At 49.0% G+C, this 16679-nt stretch carries 19 protein-coding genes; 6 read left to right on the top strand and 13 right to left on the bottom strand.

The annotated features are described in order from the left end of the window. Positions 1-13: 13 nt before the first annotated feature. From HPY81_00095 to pta, 7 genes are all read right to left on the bottom strand, one after another. Complete coding sequence (locus HPY81_00095) at positions 14-1006, bottom strand: ketoacyl-ACP synthase III (protein ID NPV25862.1); 993 nt, start codon at positions 1004-1006, stop codon at positions 14-16. Further along, positions 996-2015, bottom strand: coding sequence for a phosphate acyltransferase PlsX (gene plsX / locus HPY81_00090; GenBank protein ID NPV25861.1), 1020 nt, complete (start codon positions 2013-2015; stop codon positions 996-998). Before plsX ends, HPY81_00095 begins: the two co-directional genes overlap by 11 nt. A gap of 2 nt (positions 2016-2017) precedes the next feature. Further along, complete coding sequence (gene fapR, locus HPY81_00085; GenBank protein ID NPV25860.1) at positions 2018-2581, bottom strand: transcription factor FapR; 564 nt, start codon at positions 2579-2581, stop codon at positions 2018-2020. A gap of 167 nt (positions 2582-2748) precedes the next feature. Then, positions 2749-2937, bottom strand: coding sequence for a 50S ribosomal protein L32 (gene rpmF, locus HPY81_00080; GenBank protein ID NPV25859.1), 189 nt, complete (start codon positions 2935-2937; stop codon positions 2749-2751). A gap of 75 nt (positions 2938-3012) precedes the next feature. Beyond that, positions 3013-3543: a DUF177 domain-containing protein gene (locus tag HPY81_00075; protein NPV25858.1), complete on the bottom strand. Its 531-nt coding sequence runs from the start codon at positions 3541-3543 to the stop codon at positions 3013-3015. 250 nt (positions 3544-3793) lie between these two features. After that, positions 3794-5002, bottom strand: a complete 1209-nt coding sequence (locus HPY81_00070) for an acetate kinase (GenBank protein NPV25857.1) — start codon at positions 5000-5002, stop codon at positions 3794-3796. Between the two features lie 93 nt (positions 5003-5095). After that, positions 5096-6088: a phosphate acetyltransferase gene (pta, locus tag HPY81_00065; protein ID NPV25856.1), complete on the bottom strand. Its 993-nt coding sequence runs from the start codon at positions 6086-6088 to the stop codon at positions 5096-5098. A gap of 124 nt (positions 6089-6212) precedes the next feature. On the opposite strand from pta, the gene HPY81_00060 reads away from it, so the two are divergent. Further along, a complete protein-coding gene (locus HPY81_00060) occupies positions 6213-7511 on the top strand; it encodes a nucleotidyltransferase (protein ID NPV25855.1) in 1299 nt (432 codons plus the stop codon). On the opposite strand, the gene HPY81_00055 is transcribed toward HPY81_00060, so the two are convergent. Continuing rightward, positions 7508-8296, bottom strand: a complete 789-nt coding sequence (locus HPY81_00055; GenBank protein NPV25854.1) for a patatin family protein — start codon at positions 8294-8296, stop codon at positions 7508-7510. The genes HPY81_00060 and HPY81_00055 overlap by 4 nt on opposite strands. 191 nt (positions 8297-8487) lie before the next feature. Here HPY81_00055 and HPY81_00050 point away from each other — a divergent pair, with 191 nt between their 5' ends. Further along, positions 8488-9681 carry a sporulation integral membrane protein YlbJ gene (locus tag HPY81_00050; protein ID NPV25853.1) on the top strand — a complete coding sequence of 398 codons (1194 nt, stop codon included), beginning with the start codon at positions 8488-8490 and terminating at the stop codon, positions 9679-9681. Between the two features lie 27 nt (positions 9682-9708). On the opposite strand, the gene HPY81_00045 is transcribed toward HPY81_00050, so the two are convergent. Together HPY81_00045 and rsmD are read right to left on the bottom strand one after the other, a co-directional pair. Then, the gene (locus tag HPY81_00045) at positions 9709-10167 is read right to left on the bottom strand and encodes an ATPase (protein ID NPV25852.1); all 459 of its coding nucleotides are present in this window, start codon (positions 10165-10167) and stop codon (positions 9709-9711) included. Continuing rightward, entirely contained in the window at positions 10167-10766 is a 600-nt protein-coding gene (gene rsmD, locus HPY81_00040) for a 16S rRNA (guanine(966)-N(2))-methyltransferase RsmD (protein NPV25851.1), read from the bottom strand. Before rsmD ends, HPY81_00045 begins: the two co-directional genes overlap by 1 nt. A 329-nt stretch (positions 10767-11095) precedes the next feature. On the opposite strand from rsmD, the gene HPY81_00035 reads away from it, so the two are divergent. Beyond that, positions 11096-12061, top strand: coding sequence for a GPR endopeptidase (locus HPY81_00035; protein NPV25850.1), 966 nt, complete (start codon positions 11096-11098; stop codon positions 12059-12061). A gap of 45 nt (positions 12062-12106) precedes the next feature. Here the strand turns inward: HPY81_00035 and HPY81_00030 are convergent, their stop codons facing one another. After that, on the bottom strand, positions 12107-12388 hold the full coding sequence (locus tag HPY81_00030; GenBank protein ID NPV25849.1) for an alpha/beta-type small acid-soluble spore protein: 282 nt from the start codon (positions 12386-12388) through the stop codon (positions 12107-12109). A gap of 293 nt (positions 12389-12681) precedes the next feature. On the opposite strand from HPY81_00030, the gene HPY81_00025 reads away from it, so the two are divergent. The 3 genes from HPY81_00025 to HPY81_00015 are packed head-to-tail and all read left to right on the top strand — an operon-like array spanning position 12682 to position 13750. After that, a complete protein-coding gene (locus tag HPY81_00025; GenBank protein ID NPV25848.1) occupies positions 12682-12861 on the top strand; it encodes a spore coat associated protein CotJA in 180 nt (59 codons plus the stop codon). Between the two features lie 38 nt (positions 12862-12899). After that, entirely contained in the window at positions 12900-13151 is a 252-nt protein-coding gene (locus HPY81_00020; protein NPV25847.1) for a spore coat protein CotJB, read from the top strand. A 26-nt stretch (positions 13152-13177) separates the two neighbouring features. Next, positions 13178-13750, top strand: coding sequence for a manganese catalase family protein (locus HPY81_00015; protein NPV25846.1), 573 nt, complete (start codon positions 13178-13180; stop codon positions 13748-13750). Positions 13751-13790: 40 nt separating this feature from the next. Here the strand turns inward: HPY81_00015 and HPY81_00010 are convergent, their stop codons facing one another. After that, positions 13791-13937 (bottom strand): hypothetical protein, encoded by a 147-nt coding sequence (locus HPY81_00010; GenBank protein ID NPV25845.1) that lies wholly within the window; start codon positions 13935-13937, stop codon positions 13791-13793. Between the two features lie 72 nt (positions 13938-14009). Then, positions 14010-16442 (bottom strand): ATP-dependent DNA helicase RecG, encoded by a 2433-nt coding sequence (gene recG / locus HPY81_00005; protein NPV25844.1) that lies wholly within the window; start codon positions 16440-16442, stop codon positions 14010-14012. Between the last annotated feature and the right edge of the window lie 237 nt (positions 16443-16679).

The following is a 16679-nucleotide window of genomic DNA, read 5'->3' as shown; positions in this document are numbered from 1 at the left end:
AAAGAATATAACCTTACCAACGCAGCAGTACTGACCCCCAGGTTAAACCGGCACCAAAGGCCACCAGCAAGACCAAATCATCTGGTTTAATCCACCCCTGGCTGTTCACCTCATCCAGGGCGATCGGGATCGAAGCTGCGGAGACGTTACCATAGCGGTCCAGATTAACATAAACCCGCTCTGGCGGAATCCCTAACCTTTTGACCGTGGCGTCAATAATGCGCTGGTTGGCCTGATGCGGGATACACCAATCTACTTCCGCCACCGTTACTCCCGCCTTGTTCAAGCAGACTATCGCTGAATCACCCATTGCCCGCACCGCGTGCTTAAAGACCTCTGTCCCCTGCATGTGAATGTAGTGTAAATTCGCCTGAACTGTTTCAATCGAAGCTGGCAGGCGCGAACCACCGGCCGGTTGTTTTAAGAGTCCCCCTCCTTGCCCATCGGCCCCCAGGTGCAAGGAAAGCACTCCCCGTCCGGCTTCAACAGGGCGCAAGACAACCGCCCCTGCGCCATCGCCAAACAGGACACACGTATTCCGGTCCTGCCAGTTGACGATCCGACTGAGGGTCTCTCCTCCGACAACCAGGATGGTATTATACACCCCAGTAGCAATAAACTGGGTCGCTACCGATACTGCGTAGACAAACCCGCTGCAGCCAGCGGCAAGATCAAAGGCCGCCGCCTGACAGGCCGCTAATCGCTCTTGAACCAGACAAGCGGTTGAGGGAAACAACATATCCGGCGTGGCAGTCGCTACAATGATCAGGTCAAGTTCCCTAGCGGTCACACCGGCAGCTTGCATCGCTCGCTCCGCCGCTTTCACACATAGATCAGAAGTAGCCTCGTCATCTGCGGCGATCCGCCGTTGGCGAATACCACTACGCGTAACAATCCATTCATCACTGGTATCAACCATTCTCTCCAAATCCTGGTTGGTTAATATCCGTTCAGGCAAATATGAGCCAGTTCCAACTATACCCACTGACCGTAAACTAATGGTCATTCGCTGTTTCCTCTCCTGTATTCATAATTTGTGGAGTTTGCTCCTTGAGCACGCTTACAAAACTGCTCTCCACACACTCCCGCGCCACGCGTAGAGCATGACGGATCGCCTTAGCTTGCGAACTTCCGTGACAAATTATACTGACCCCATCCACCCCCAACAGCGGAGCACCTCCGTACTCAGTATAATCCAATTGGCGCTTCAGTTCTTTCAGTCCTGGGAGAACCAGAGCAGCACCTAACTTTGTCAACCAGGTCCGGCTAAATTGCTCCTTCAGCAAACCAAATAATGTGGAGGCTAACCCTTCAGTTAATTTCAGCACAACATTGCCTACAAAACCATCGCAAACAATTACATCTGCCGGAGTGTTGAACAACTCTCGTCCCTCAACATTTCCGATAAAGTTCAGGCTGCTTCCCTTGAGGATTTGATAGGCTGTCACCACTGCCTCATTGCCCTTGGTTTCTTCCTCTCCAATGTTGAGTAATGCCACCTGCGGCCTGGTGATCTTTAGTACCTGTTCAGCGTAAATGCTGCCCAAGAAGGCAAACTGAACCAGATGTTTGGCCCGACAATCCACGTTGGCTCCCATATCCAGGATAATTTTTGGCCCCCGGGGTGTCGGCACAACCGTCGCGATGGCTGGGCGGTCAACTCCCTCCAGCCGACCCAGTCCGAACAAAGCTGCCGCCATCTGAGCCCCCGTGCTACCGGCCGAGACGACCGCCTGAGCGACATTTTCTTTGACCAGCCTGGTTGCGACCACAATCGAAGCATCTTTCTTTTTCCGAATTGCTGCAGCCGGGTGCTCATTCATACCAATGACCTGACTGGCGGGGAAGATCTCAATCCGATCGGTAGGTGGGTATTTAGCCAGTTCTGCCTGAATAGTTTCCACCACCCCAACCAGGATTACTTCAAGCTCGTAATTCTGCACAGCTTCGACAGCTCCCTTAACGATCTCCGCCGGTGCATAGTCACCACCCATGGCATCGAGAGCAATTTTCATGGTTAGACCTCCTTGGTGAATAGGATAAATTTACCACGGAAAACCTCCTGCAAGCCAACCCGTGAAGTAACTTCGACGTGATAAACCCGGTGCTTACGGTTTACTACTTCAGCCTTAGCAACCACTTTATCATGAATATAGACCGGTCTTTTAAAACGTATCCGCGCGTAACCAGTTAAGACAACCTCGGCGTCAATCACTGCTACCGCCAGTGAATTAGCCTGCGCAAACAGGTGGTGGCCGCGAGCGATCCTGGTCTTAGCCAGAACCATTTGGTCTGTGATCTCCATTAAAGAGATGGCTTGCCGGCCCATTTCCAGGGTAATGAGTTCGCCCACCAGTTCCCCACCGCTTAAAGAACGGATTGGGGGAAACTGGCGTTCAGCCATAAGCCTCATCCGCTCACGCAGTTCTGGAATACCAAGCTCCAGTCGGTCGAGACGAATAGTGGAAACACTTACGCCAAAGAGTTTAGCCAATTCTTCGTCGGTAAGAAACGGGTTGTCTTCCAGACACGCCGTTAGTTCAGCTTGTCTTTTCTCTTTGGCTTTATGGCGGTCAGCCATATCACATCATCCTATTAGCTGGTTTTATTACCTGGTACTAGTATATTATATTCATCCAGAAGGAATCAATACCACCCATAAAACAAAATTTTTTCCATTACAAATAAAAGCACAAAGAAAGTAAGCTCGGTTAATAACCTCACTTACTTTCTTGTTTCGATTTCTTTTTATTTACTTGGTTTTTTAGCTTTAATTACCTCTTTGGTTTTGTAGTAACCACACGATGCACATACATAATGGGACATTCTCAGTTCGTGACACTGCGGACACTCAACCAACCCCGGAGCGCTAATCTTTATCATCGCCCGACGCGCATTATTCCGTGCTTTTGACCGTTTCCTCTTGGGTACTCCCATGCCTGACACCTCCTTTTCATAGGGCACCGACCAGGCTCTCTCCCTGGAATTTTCTAGCTATTTGGTATTGGTAGGCTACTCAGTCAGCAATTTGCGCAGGACCTCCAACCTGGGGTCGATTTTTATTTCCTGGCACTGACAAGGCTCTAAATTCAGATCCCGCCCGCACTGTGGGCACAAGCCCCGGCAATCAACCTGGCACACCGGCTTCATCGGTAACGACCAAATAATGTTTTCCATCACTATCGGTTGGAGATCAATAACGTCTCCTTCATAAATCAGGTATCGGTCTTCCAGACCCTCGTCACCCTGATTTAGGCCCAGCTCATCCAGGTCTTCCACGTGACAACACTCTTCCTCAAATATCGTCTGAATATCATGCGTAATCGGCTTGAGGCAGCAGCTGCACTTGAACGCAAGTAGGCTCTCAATCGAGCCCTTGAGAAGCAATACTTTGCCAATACTGGTCAGCTTCACCTTGACTTTCACTGGCTGTTTAAACTGGACCTGTTCCCCGCCCAGATCGAAGTCAGGATATTCTTCCTGAAAAGTTTGTTCAAGGCTATAGCCGGGATTATTCTTTAGGGCGGCCACATTGATTTTCATTTTTTTCACCCCATAATTGCCAAATTCATTATACAAATAGGCCGGAGGTTTGTCAAGTTAACCCAATTAATAGCATTTTGTTTTATCATCCTTTTACGGTTTCTTGATTTTCCAAACACGTCTTCATCACCATTTTTAATGTGGCCATTTTGAACTCCTCTGATTCAGCGAAGAAAACCGACCCACTTTTCGTTGGGTCGGTTTTCTTCGCTTAAAAAAGGAATATCATACCGATTTTATGGTCGCTAGATTAGCTTAAATTTCGGGCAATTGCATAGGTGTCGCGGGCAATAACCAGTTCTTCGTTGGTCGGGATAACGAAAATCCGCACTTTCGAGTCATCAGTGGCCACATCGACCTCTTTTCCCCGGACCTTATTCTTTTCTTTATCGATTTTGATCCCTAGGTACTCAAGATTGCTGGCGATTTGTTCGCGGATATCGATCGCGTTCTCGCCCAGACCAGCCGTGAAAACAATAGCGTCTAAACCATTGAGCAGGGCCGTATAGGCACCGATATAGGACTTGACCCGAGTACAGTAAACATCAAGGGTCAGTTTGGCTCTCTCGTTGCCGGCTTGGGCCGCTTCTGTGATATCCCGGAAATCATTGCTTACACCTGAAAGTCCAAGAGCACCTGATTTTTTGTTCAAGTAGTTATTGATTTCCGCTGGACCCATGTTCAACTTTTCCATAATGAAAAATACGATCGCGGGGTCGATATCTCCGCAACGGGTCCCCATAACCAACCCTTCCAGCGGAGTGAAGCCCATCGAGGTATCAATGACCTTGCCGCCGTTAATTGCTGCCATACTTGCGCCATTGCCCAAGTGAAGAGTAATGATCTTGGTCTGTTCAATGGGTTTATTCAGCAGAGCGGCAGCCCGCTGGCTGACATAATAGTGCGAGGTCCCGTGGAAACCATACCGGCGAACCCTGTATTTCTCGTACAGTTCATAAGGCAGAGCATACATAAAGTTTTCTTTCGGCATGGTTTGATGGAATGCCGTATCGAATACTGCGACGTGAGGAACGTTCGGCATTAATGCTTGACATGCCTCAATACCCATCAAGTTCGGCGGGTTATGCAGGGGTGCGATGTCAAAGCAATCCCGGATAACTTTCTTCACCTCATCGGTGATGAGTACCGATTTCGCGAAAGCTTCACCCCCGTGGACCACCCGGTGACCTACGGCTTTAATCTCAGACATATCCTTAATTACCCCGTATTCAGGATGAACCAGGGTTTCAAGGACGAGTTTCATCCCCTCAGTATGGTCTGGCATGTCTTTGTTGATTACAACGTCCGCCTTACCTTCCGGCTTATGAGTCAAAACAGTTCCCGGGATGCCAACCCGATCCATTAATCCCTTGGCGAGAACTTTCTCGTCGGTCATATCGAAAACTTGATATTTAATGGACGAACTACCACAGTTAACAACCAGTACATTAAAACTCATTGATTAATTACCCTCCCCACAATTCAGTTGGCTTTCTATCAGTCTTTCTGTTCACTCACTTTCTACTCTCCTGAACCCACCTCCTGAATCTTTTTAGGCCCTAGCAGCGGTGATCGCCACCACGTTAACAATATCATCTACACTGCAGCCGCGGGATAGGTCATTGACTGGTTTAGCCATACCCAGGAGAATAGGGCCAATGGCTTCCGCTTTCGCCAGACGCTGCACTAATTTGTAGCCAATATTCCCCGCTTGCAGATCTGGGAAGATAAGAACATTAACCTTACCAGCGACCATACTTCCAGGTGCCTTGGAAGCCCCAACTTTCGGCACCAGTGCGGCGTCAGCCTGGAACTCGCCGTCCACTTCCATCTCGGGGAATCTTTCTTTCGCCACCTCAGTTGCTTTGACAACTTTGTCAACCAGCTCATGGTCAGCACTACCTTTCGTTGAGAAAGACAGCATCCCCACTTTAGGCTCTTTAATCCCTACAATATTCTTGGCAAACTGAGCAGATAGATAGGCAAACTCTGCCAGTTGCTCCGCTGTCGGGTTCGGTGTAACCGCACAGTCTGCAAAGACAAATATGCCATTGTCACCGAATTCACAATTAGGTACAATCATAATAAACGCACCACAGACCGAGCTAATTCCTGGAGCGGTTTTGATGATCTGCAGGGCCGGGCGAAGGACGTCACCAGTTGTGTTGCGGGCACCAGCTACTTCACCTGCGGCTGCCCCTTGCTGAACCATCATCGCGCCAAAGTACAGCGGATCAAGGAGCAGTTGCTTGGCTTTATCTTCGGTCATTCCCTTGCTCTTCCGCATTTCGTACAGGGTATTGACATAGCTTTCATACTCCGGAGCCGTCGCTGGGTTAATAATCTTCACACCACTGATGTCTGCCCCAACCTTAGCCGCAACCGCTTTAATTTCCTCAGGGGACCCTAACAAGATGGGATCAGCAATGCCTTCTTGGATAATGATCTCGGTCGCTTTGACGGTTCGTTCTTCAGTACCTTCGGGAAGAACGATCACTTTTTTGTTTTGGCGAGCTTTCTCTCTCATTTGCTCAAGTAAACTCATTTCATGCCCTCCTTTTTGATTATTTACCCTGAAATGGTAATACTTTTAACACAAATATTATAGCTGATTATGGTACAAAATGGAACAGTTAATATTTTAACTGGGATGTTATAAGGAGAGAAATATGCGGAATATAGGAATCATCGCCGAGTACAATCCCTTACATAACGGACACCAGTACCACCTTCACGCCGCTAGAAACCTCGTTAACGCGGATGGAGTCATTTGTGTCCTGAGCGGTAATTTTTTACAACGTGGTGAGCCGGCCCTGGTCAACAAGTGGGCCCGCGCCAAAATGGCCCTGCAGGCAGGTGCCGACCTGGTTTTTGAATTACCAGTGGCTTACGCTACTCGCAGTGCCAACTGGTTTGCCCACGGAGCGATCCGTTTGCTCACTGCCACCGGTGTTATCACCCACCTGGCATTCGGCAGTGAACTCGGCCGACTGGAACCACTACATACAATTGCTCAAATCCTCGTTGAGGAACCACGAATTTTTAAACAACTGCTTCAAGCACGCCTTGCTGAGGGACTTGCTTTTCCCCTGGCGCGTAGTTTGGCCCTGAAAGAGTTTATTGAACATCATCCACCAACCGGCATCCGGCCCACAGATTTAGAGAAGATTTTACGCCAACCCAACAACATTCTAGCCATTGAATACTTGAAAGAGATTATCAGCCAAAATAGCCCGGTGATTCCTCTGACCATCCCGCGGCGGGGTGCAGAATTCCATCAGCTCTCCGTTCAGAAGGATAGCCAGTTTGCCAGTGCTACCGCTATTCGCCACCTGATCAGTCAGCATTGGGACGGGCGACAAATTAATCCTGCTGTCTGGAGCCAGCTGGAATCACTTCTTCCCCCTTCAACGATTAACATTCTCCAGGTTGAGTTTGCGGCTGGAAGAGGACCTGTGCTGGACGAAGCACTGGCACCCATTGTTTTGGCTTTTTTAAGGCGTAGTTCACCCACAGAACTACGCCACATTGTAGAAGCCAGCGAGGGCATAGAAAACCGCCTGGTCAACCAGGCCCAACAGTCATTTTCCCTCGAGGACCTGTTGCAGAAGATCAAAACTAAGCGATACAGTTATACGCGGCTGAAAAGACTGTTACTCCACTCCCTGCTCGGGTTATCTAAGGAACTGGCCAGTTCTTTTACCGCTACCGGCCCCACCTATCTGCGGGTCTTGGGCTTGAACCAGCATGGACGGACCATCCTGCAGGCGATGAAGACCCGGGCTACGTTGCCGATTATCACCCAAGTTCCCCGCCCCTGGCCACCGCGAGATGGCTCGCGTGAGTTGGCAATGCTTTCCCTTGATATTCTAGCCAGTGATCTGTACACTGTTCTCTACCCCAAACAAGAACAGCGGCTTGGGCATCCCGACCTGCGACACTCGCCAGTGATTATTTCTGACAGTTAATCGCGCCAAGTCTCAATCATTTCCTTAATCTGAGGTATCACCTGGCGAGCTGCCTCAATCCCCAGTTTAATACATTCTTCTGCCCGGTCAAACTTACTCGACCCGATATGGCAAACCGCCGGCTGTATCAGTACATCTGCCTGACTTACCCGGCTGGTAAAAACTTGGCGCTCTAAAATCTCAATCGATTGCCAGAAGACGTCTAAGATCGACCTGATCCTAACCTCTTTCGTCCCAAACGAAACATCCACACCGATAACAATATCAGCTCCCATCTCTCGAACCACGCCAGCCGGCAAGCTTTCGGTCACCGCCCCATCCACCAATAAACGGCCATTAAGCTCAACTGGCTGAAACACCCCAGGAATAGAGATGCTTGCCCGAACGGCTTCAGCCACCGATCCCTCTCGAATGACTACCATTTCCCCCAATTCGAGGTCAGTCGCTACCACACCCAGTGGGACCTTTAAATCAGCAAATGTCATGCCCTTAGTCAACAAATACAGGAACTCACTGATTCTTCTTCCCGCCACAAACCCCAGACGGGGCACACCAAGATCGAGCAGCGAGTTCGCGTTGAGCTGGACAGCCATTTTGCTTAGCAGTTTGAGGTCATGGCCAATGGCATAAAAAGCTCCCACCATACTGCCAATACTTGAACCGGCAATCATATCTATAGGGATCTGTTCTTCTTCCAATACCTGCAAAACGCCTAGATGAGCTAATCCGCGGGCACTGCCTGCACCTAGTGCCAGACCTACCCGTGGGCGTCGGCCCATAACCATCACCTCGCTGAGCAAAGCCTTGTACTTTTAGGATTTTTCGCGGTTACGGCGTTTATTTCCTGCCCGTGATGATATTAGGGCAAACCAAAAATTCGTTGGTCTACCATTTTATTCTAACCAATATATTTATAACGTAAAACTAAGCCAGAGAATCTATTGGTGTCATCCTGGCCACCTGGAGGTTTATTAAAATGTCTTCTACCTGGGTACTCTGGTTCTGGATCTTAAACGTGCTGATCCTTACGGGGACGATGATCATTTATCCCCAGGAGGTCTTTACTGCCGCAGTTGGCGGGTTAAATACCTGGTTGACCATTGTTTTTCCCGCTCTCCTTCCCTTTTTCGTCATGTCTGAATTAATGGTGGGGCTGGGATTCGTGCATTTTCTGGGGGTACTGCTGGAACCCCTGATGCGCCCCGTATTCAACTTGCCTGGTTCAGGAGGGTTTGTAGTGGCCATGGGCTATACCTCAGGTTTTCCCGTTGGAGCCATGCTGACGGCCCGTCTCCGCACGGCCAGGCTCTGCACCCAGGCTGAGGGAGAACGCCTGGTTTCGTTCACCAATAATGCCAGCCCCCTCTTTATCTTTGTCGCCGTGGCTGTAGGCATGTTCCACCAACCAGCCCTGGGGATATGGCTAGCCATCGTGCATTATGGGATCAACCTTCTTTTGGGGATCGCTCTTCGATTTTACCGCTCCCGAGAGATTGAGGTTAAACAATGTCAACCGTCCGAAAATTTTTCCCTGCAGACAGCGATAAAGGTGATGCTAGAAGCGCGTCGAGCCGATGGTCGAGCAATCGGCCAGTTGCTGGGAGACGCCATCCGCACCGCTGTCAACAACCTTCTGGCCATTGGTGGCTTTATTATTGTTTTCGCTGTCCTGATCCGGTTGCTTGCTGTAATTGGCCTGCTTCATCTGTTCAGCCAGAGCTTCGCCTGGGGATTAATTCAGTTTGGTATTCCAGCTGAGTTGGGCAACGCTTTGGCTACTGGCTTCTTTGAAATGACCCTGGGGACAAAACTGGCCAGTGAAACTCCGCCACCCCTGGTTAATGCCGCGATCGCCGGGGCAATTCTAGGTTGGAGTGGTCTGGCGATCCATGCCCAGATCGCGGCCATGATCAGCCACACTGACATTCGCCTGCGTGCCTTTGTGCTCACTCGGCTCCTCCACGCTTTCTTTTCTGGCCTGCTCCTCTACTTCATCCTAAACCACTGGTCTGTCCTTAATCCGATTACTCCGGTTTTAGCCCCAGCATCAGTTACGCGTGGATGCATATCTCTGGGCGGTCTGCTGAAATGGAATCTATTACTTACTACACTGGTTATGGGTTTGATGCTAGTTGGAGCTGGAGCATGCCGAAGTCTACAAAAAAAATAACCCCCCATAGGGAGTTCTAAGTTTAACTTAATCATCTATTGGTCTGTTTTTTTTCAATTCTTCTCGTCCTTTTTGCACTGACTCCAGACTTCTCCCCAGTAACTCTTCGATGCGGCTTAACAGTTCATCAGCATAGTCGGCTGCACCCAGACGAATTTCCCTGGCTACTTTCTGCGCGTGGGTAACGATTTCCTTAGCTACTGATTGAGCCTGTCTGGTCACTTCGCTGTCATCAACCATTTTGGCCAGGTATACTTTGGCTTCCTCTTTCACTCGTTCGGCCTCAGCCCGGGCCTCTTCAAGAAAGCGTTCGCGTTCTCTCACTAGCCACTTAGCTTGTCGAATTTCTTCTGGTAAAATTGAACGAAGCCGATCCAGCTGATCCAAAAATACGTCGGCATCAATCAGCACCTTATTAGTCATCGGAATCCTTTTACTGGTCTCGATCAACTCCTCCAACTCATCAATAATCGCCAGCACTTCCACTAAATCATCCTCCTATCTTCCCCACGCTGATTTGCCAGTGGTGAAACACCACCCAATTGATAATAACTGATCCTGGTATCACCATAAGTTGCTCTACGAAATAGAGACAAGCGGCCAACTGTTTCCGGCAGCTGTTCGTTTGCCCCGCTTTCAACAATTATCCACCCTGCCTGGACTAAGAGATTGTTTTGATCGATTAAGCGCAAAACTGGCTCAACCAGTCCCTGTCGGTAGGGCGGGTCAACAAAGATCAGAGTAAATTGCTTCCCACGTCGGCTCAAAATTTCTATCGCCCGCCGGGCGTCTTGTCTATATACCTCAGCTCGGTCCAGGAGGCGAGTTTTCTCAAGATTTTCCTTAATTACCTGGCAAGCGGCCGGGTTCTCATCGATAAAGATGGCGTATTCAGCACCACGGCTTAACGCCTCAATCCCAACGTTACCCGTACCTGCAAAAAGATCCAGAAAATGGCTGCCGGCGATTACCGGATTGAGCACGTTAAACACTGCTTCCTTAACCCGGTCAGCAGTTGGTCTAGTCTGTTGCCCTTTCAAAGACTTTAAACGATGACCTTTCGCTGTGCCAGTAATTATCCGCAATAAAGACCATCTCTCTTATGGCATGTTAAAAAACTGTGGTTCTCGATATTATTTGCCATTATATCATAAAATCCGAAAAATCACGAGATGTAATTACCAACCCTTACCTGAAATAACAGGAATAACTCGAATATGCTCGAACCGTTATTGGGTAAAATAAATTTGGAGACTAAAAAAAGACGTCTCCCCTATGCTCTCTTCTGATGACCCTCCTCTCCCAAGAAAATCGCCGCCGGCGATTTTCTTGTTATTTAATGAATAATTTTTACATATCAGGAAACCTTAATGTATTAAGAGACCTAAAGAAAAATCTCGAAAAAGGTGGAACCATGGTCTTAAACCAATTCTATCGTCATTTCGGCATTAATCTTGATCTAGCAATTGAAGCCCATGAACTTCTTCGCGGTCAGACGGGTCAGGAGATTCCCGGCGTCCGCGAAGACAAGGAACAATACGATTTCGCCACTATCACTACGGTAGTGATTATGACCCCTGAGGGCGAGCAAGCCATGGGAAAACCCAGAGGAAACTACATTACCATTGAAGCCCCAGGACTCAGTCACAGTGATCCAGATATACAGACAAAAATCAGCCAGTTGCTCAGTGCCAAGTTAAAAAACCTGCTCCGGCTCGATAATAACGCGACTGTGCTGATCATCGGACTCGGCAACTGGAATGCTACCCCGGATGCTCTTGGCCCCAAGGTAGTTGATCAAAGCATTATAACCCGTCACTTGTTCAAATATGCGCCTGAGGCGTTAGTACCCGGCATGCGGCCAGTTTGCGCTCTGGCACCGGGCGTATTGGGAATAACCGGGATTGAAACAGCTGAAATCATTAAGGGTGTGGTCGAGAAAGTTCAACCAAACGCTATTATTGTTATTGACGCCCTAGCAGCCAAAAGCGTTAACCGGATCGGGACAACTATCCAGCTCGCCGATACGGGAATTCATCCGGGTTCAGGGGTAGGTAATAAGCGCACGGGGATCAACCAAGCAACCATGGGGGTGCCGGTGATTGCCATCGGGGTACCAACCGTTGTTCATGCGGCGGTAATTATCGAAGAAGCCATTCAAACCCTCTTCCGGGAGCTAAAAATGTATCAGGGACTGCGCCCGTTAGCTGTCGATGATACTATTCGTCAAGTCCTCGAACCCTTTGGCGGTAACCTGACAGTCACGCCGAAAGAAATCGATTCCATGATCCAGACAGTATCAAAGACAATCGCTGGTGGAATCTCAATGGCTTTACATCCTCAGGTTAATCCTAATAACTTCGCCCTTTATCTACAGTAAAGTTTAAAACCTGACTTAGATAGACTAAGCCAGGTTTTTGAGAAGTTACTGTGAACTCAGAGTTGCACCTTGTCGGTGGTCTTGACCAGCCGAAGCAGAGAATTGTTGAGTCAATGCCGGGTTTTGCGCCATTTGCGCCTCGGCAAACTCAATCATCTTCTTGGTCATGTAGCCACCGACAGCTCCATTAACTCTGGATGGGAGGCTTCCTCGGTCTCCATTTGCCCATTGAGCACCGATGCCAAGTTCGTTCGCAACTTCATACTTGAACTTATCCAGAACCTGTTGAGCTCCTGGGAAAGCAGCAGCGTTTCGATTTCTTGCCATTTTTACGTTGTCACCTCCTTTCCTTTGGTGTTCTTAGTATTGGCCTTAAAAAGCTTTGATATGTTATGAACTTGCTACCTGTTTTGGGGGTCATCCCTAAATCTCATCCCTAAATCTAATGAATTCAATCCGAGAGTGGTTTCATGCCGCTCTTTTTTTATTTTTTCTCTTCTATTGTTTCACTACTTCGAACAGAGCAAAGAATGAACCCTTAAGTGACCAAATGAATACAATACACTAAACTCGAAATTTATTTTAAATAAGAATCATGGAAAGGAGGGTTTTTGAAAAATATGAAACAAATGTCCGTCAAAGATCACGAGTTAGCCCGGGCTTACGTCCCTTTTCAAGTCTATACCAACAGATTTGAGCCAATCGAGGGCCTGCGCCGAGGAACAATTTTTCCAGAACTCGTCCGTCCCTATGTAAAAAAGGGGAAGAACGGCTACCGTCAGCACCGGGAAAAGAATTGACCATGGTTAATCTACTGGAAGAAAGGAGTGACACCTGGATGTCCCAAGAACAAATGAAGCTGCTGGAGTTAATCCAGGCGCTTGAGTTTACCGCTCTGGATCTTAACCTTTACCTCGACACCCATCCGGACGACCACCAAGCTTTGCTCGACTTCAATGTTATCGTGTCCCAATTAAACGCCGCAAAACGGGATTACGAAACCCGTTACGGCCCGCTCACCAACTATGGTCACTCACCAAGTCCCCGCGCCTGGAAATGGATTGACGATCCCTGGCCCTGGGAAGTCTGATTAGCAAGCAAAAGGAGGAAAACCCCATGTGGATTTATGAAAAAAAGCTGGAGTGTCCGGTTAAGGTTTCCGGACCAAATCCGCGTTTAGCCAAAGCCATTATTACCCAGTATGGTGGACCGGACGGCGAATTAGCCGCTTCTCTCCGCTATTTAACCCAGCGCTACACCATGCCCATCCCACAAGCCAAGGGCGTGCTAACCGATATCGGGACAGAAGAACTGGCCCACATGGAAATTGTAGCCGCTCTGGTATACAACCTGCTAAAAGACGCATCACTAGAAAAAATTAAAGAAGCCGGTCTGGATGGCTACTATGCCGATCACGATCGAGCCCTGTATTTCGTTAACGGTGAAGGAGTCCCCTGGACGGCCAGCTACATTCAATCAAAAGGCGATCCCATTACCGATTTGTACGAGAATATGGCTGCCGAAGAAAAAGCCCGTTCAACCTACGAATGGTTAATTAATCTCTCCGATGACCCCCTCGCCACAGATGTCCTGCGTTTCCTGCGCGAACGGGAAGTCGTGCATTTCCAACGTTTTGGTGAAACCCTGAATTTGGTATATGAGCACGTAAACAGCAAAAAGTATTATTAATTGTTTCCGACAGCAAAAGCGCCCTGCGGCGCTTTTAATCTTAATCCTCTTTTTTAGCTTTTTTCACCTGTCGTCGGGCACTCCGCGCACTCAGACCCATTTCCTGCGCCACTTCATATTTAAACTTCTCCACCTGAGAACCAGGGTCCAGTTCTCCATTTCTGCTTTTTCTCACCATTCTTTGCACAACACCTCCCTTACGATTTATTGTGTGTTCCTTGACCGGTCATTATACTCGCGATCTGATGCAATTTTTTATTCAAATCGTCAAGTCGAGATGTTTAAACCGGCCACGCACTAGAGTGTACAGGGTTTGGTATTCAGGTCTGACCAACAACGGATCCTCGTTCACCAGTTGCCACGCCTCTTGACGGGCCAGGTGCAAAATATCCACGTCTTTTAAAATATTGCTGATCTTCAAATCCGGCAAACCGTGCTGGCGAGGGCCAAAAAATTCACCTGGCCCCCGCAGGCGTAAATCCTCTTCAGCAATCGCAAAGCCATCGCTGCTTTCGGTCATCACCTGGAGCCGTCTTTTGCCCTCCTCGCTTTTCGGGTTCCCCACCAGTAAGCAGTAGCTTTGGTGAATACCTCTGCCAACCCGCCCCCGAAGTTGGTGCAATTGGGCCAGCCCAAACCTCTCGGCATGCTCAATCACCATAACGGTCGCATTTGGGACGTTAATACCTACTTCCACGACGGTCGTCGCAACCAGAATATCGATCTCCCCATCGCGGAAAGCCCGCGTAACGGTTTCTTTTTCCTCCTGCTTCAACCGCCCATGCAGCAGACCCACTCGAAACTGGGGAAAAATCTTGCTCTGCAATATTTCAGCCAGATCACTCGCGGCTTTGAGGTCAACTGCCTCGGATTCCTCAACCAGTGGGCAGACAACGTATATCTGCCGCCCTGCTTTGACCTGTTCGTGTAAAAACCGGTACATCTTCGGCCTAGCACGGTCAGTGATATGAAAAGTCTGAATCTCTTTCCGTCCCGGGGGCAGCTCATCAATGATCGAGAGATCCAGATCGCCGTATATAGTTAGCGCCAGCGTCCGGGGTATCGGCGTCGCCGTCATCACCAGGACGTCGGGGTACTGCCCCTTTTGCTGAAGCTGCGCGCGTTGGCGGACACCGAACCGATGTTGTTCATCGATTACTACCAATCCCAGTGACTTGAACTCTACGCTCTCCTGAATCAGGGTGTGGGTCCCAACAACTATATCAATTGCCCCGCGCTTAAGATCCTCCAACAGTTGTTCCCGGCCTTTACGGGAGATGCTGCCGGTTAAAAGCCCGATGCGCACCCCAACTGGCGCTACCACTTCCTGCAGCGCAAGGTAGTGCTGTTCCGCCAGAATTTCCGTGGGAACCATAATTGCCCCTTGGTGACCACTGGCCACGCACTTAACCAGGGCGATCATGGCCACCATGGTTTTACCTGAACCAACATCGCCCTGGAGCAGGCGGCTCATCGGCTGGGGGCTTTCCATGTCCTGAATGATCTCATTCACCACTCGCTTTTGCGCCCCGGTCAGCTCAAAAGGCAGTTGTTCCAGAAATCGGGCATACACTCCATCCCGCGCCAGATGTTGCTTACCAACCGTTTGATACCTCCGCCCTTGCCGCAGCATAGCCAGCCCCAGTTGAATAATAAACAGTTCTTCAAAGACCAACCGGCGCCTGGCAGCAAGGAGGCTCTCTTGATCGGTTGGAAAATGAATATTGACCAGCGCTTCCCGTAAAGAAATCAACCCGTGTCGCTCACACAACGGCGGTGGTAAGACATCGGGAAACAGGTGTCCGTATTTTTCCAGCGCCGCTCGCTGGATCGTCCGCCAAGCTTTTTGGGAAAATTTTTCGGTCGTCGGGTAAACTGGCAGTATCTGTCCGTTGATCTCCTCATCAGGGTCTAGCAGTTCAAAATCAGTCACCTGAATTTCCCGACCGTAAAGATTGACCGTAACCCGCCCCGACACCATGATCAGCTTCCCGGGTGCCAGCTGTTTCTTGATATGCGGTTGATTAAACCAAACCCCGTTAACCCCTCCAGTTTCATCGGTAATCAGGGCTTTCGTCACCAGCAATTGGGCGCGAGGACGATTTTCCTGAACAGCCCGAATTGAGCCCACAACCGTTTGCGACTCACCCGGCGTCAGGGCATTGATTTTTTTCAGCTCACGCCGGTCATCGTAACGGCGCGGGAAGTGGTACAACAAGTCGGTCACGGTTTGAATCCCCAGCCGCCTTAAAATTTTTGCTCTCTGCGGACCAACGTGGGGAACGTATTGAACTGGTGCCAGTGGCCCTTCAACCTTCTCCTGACTAGTAGACACCTGCTGTCGTTTTTTCTTGGTTTGTTGCGTTTTCATGTTCTGCTGTACCTGAACCCGATAAGTATCTTCCGCCCCTAGCAAGCGCTCAATCGATTTTTTCACCAGCTCAATTAATCGCCGGCGACCGCTTAGCGGCTGATTTGGATAAGTTTGGGCCAGGCGTAATAAATGTTCGAGTTCAGTTCGCTCCGTCGCTGATATGGAATTACCGTTGCGCAACAGGTCAGCAATGTGCTTAACGAGAAAGCTGGAGAATCCACCAAAAACCGCTGCATCAGTACAGCCCAGCTTGATTTCGGTTGTAATCGCTGTCTCGATTGTCTGCAGGACATTTATCCAACGTTCAGGTTGATTCATCCAGTTTCCCTCCTTATTCCAAAGGTTTGCGAAACTATAATACTTATATTATTAAATTTCTAACCGCAAAGATATAACAAAAGATATAATATAGATATAAGATAATTATTTGAGCCTTTTGCAAAATTAGCTTTTTTGTTAAAGGTAAAACATTGTTAGTCGTTTAGATGTACTCTTTTTTCGCTAGATTAAGGTCAAAAACCAAACCACAATGTAATTTAACATTTTATTCCAGGC

The sequence above is a fragment of the Bacillota bacterium genome (assembly GCA_013178045.1).
GTDB lineage: Bacteria > Bacillota > Ch66 > Ch66 > Ch66 > Ch66.
Note: the sequence above shows the minus strand (reverse complement) of the source record. Positions and strands in the feature narration are given on the sequence as shown.

Coding starts and splice junctions, on each gene's coding strand:
- fapR (NPV25860.1), bottom strand. CDS start 2,581: ATGGCTGACCGCCATAAAGCCAAAGAGAAAAGACAAGCTGAACTAACG.
- HPY81_00070 (NPV25857.1), bottom strand. CDS start 5,002: ATGAGTTTTAATGTACTGGTTGTTAACTGTGGTAGTTCGTCCATTAAA.
- HPY81_00075 (NPV25858.1), bottom strand. CDS start 3,543: ATGAAAATCAATGTGGCCGCCCTAAAGAATAATCCCGGCTATAGCCTT.
- plsX (NPV25861.1), bottom strand. CDS start 2,015: ATGAAAATTGCTCTCGATGCCATGGGTGGTGACTATGCACCGGCGGAG.
- rpmF (NPV25859.1), bottom strand. CDS start 2,937: ATGGGAGTACCCAAGAGGAAACGGTCAAAAGCACGGAATAATGCGCGT.
- HPY81_00055 (NPV25854.1), bottom strand. CDS start 8,296: ATGGTTATGGGCCGACGCCCACGGGTAGGTCTGGCACTAGGTGCAGGC.
- HPY81_00025 (NPV25848.1), top strand. CDS start 12,682: ATGAAACAAATGTCCGTCAAAGATCACGAGTTAGCCCGGGCTTACGTC.
- HPY81_00020 (NPV25847.1), top strand. CDS start 12,900: ATGTCCCAAGAACAAATGAAGCTGCTGGAGTTAATCCAGGCGCTTGAG.
- HPY81_00030 (NPV25849.1), bottom strand. CDS start 12,388: ATGGCAAGAAATCGAAACGCTGCTGCTTTCCCAGGAGCTCAACAGGTT.
- HPY81_00050 (NPV25853.1), top strand. CDS start 8,488: ATGTCTTCTACCTGGGTACTCTGGTTCTGGATCTTAAACGTGCTGATC.
- HPY81_00035 (NPV25850.1), top strand. CDS start 11,096: ATGGTCTTAAACCAATTCTATCGTCATTTCGGCATTAATCTTGATCTA.
- HPY81_00015 (NPV25846.1), top strand. CDS start 13,178: ATGTGGATTTATGAAAAAAAGCTGGAGTGTCCGGTTAAGGTTTCCGGA.
- recG (NPV25844.1), bottom strand. CDS start 16,442: ATGAATCAACCTGAACGTTGGATAAATGTCCTGCAGACAATCGAGACA.
- pta (NPV25856.1), bottom strand. CDS start 6,088: ATGAGTTTACTTGAGCAAATGAGAGAGAAAGCTCGCCAAAACAAAAAA.
- HPY81_00060 (NPV25855.1), top strand. CDS start 6,213: ATGCGGAATATAGGAATCATCGCCGAGTACAATCCCTTACATAACGGA.
- HPY81_00095 (NPV25862.1), bottom strand. CDS start 1,006: ATGACCATTAGTTTACGGTCAGTGGGTATAGTTGGAACTGGCTCATAT.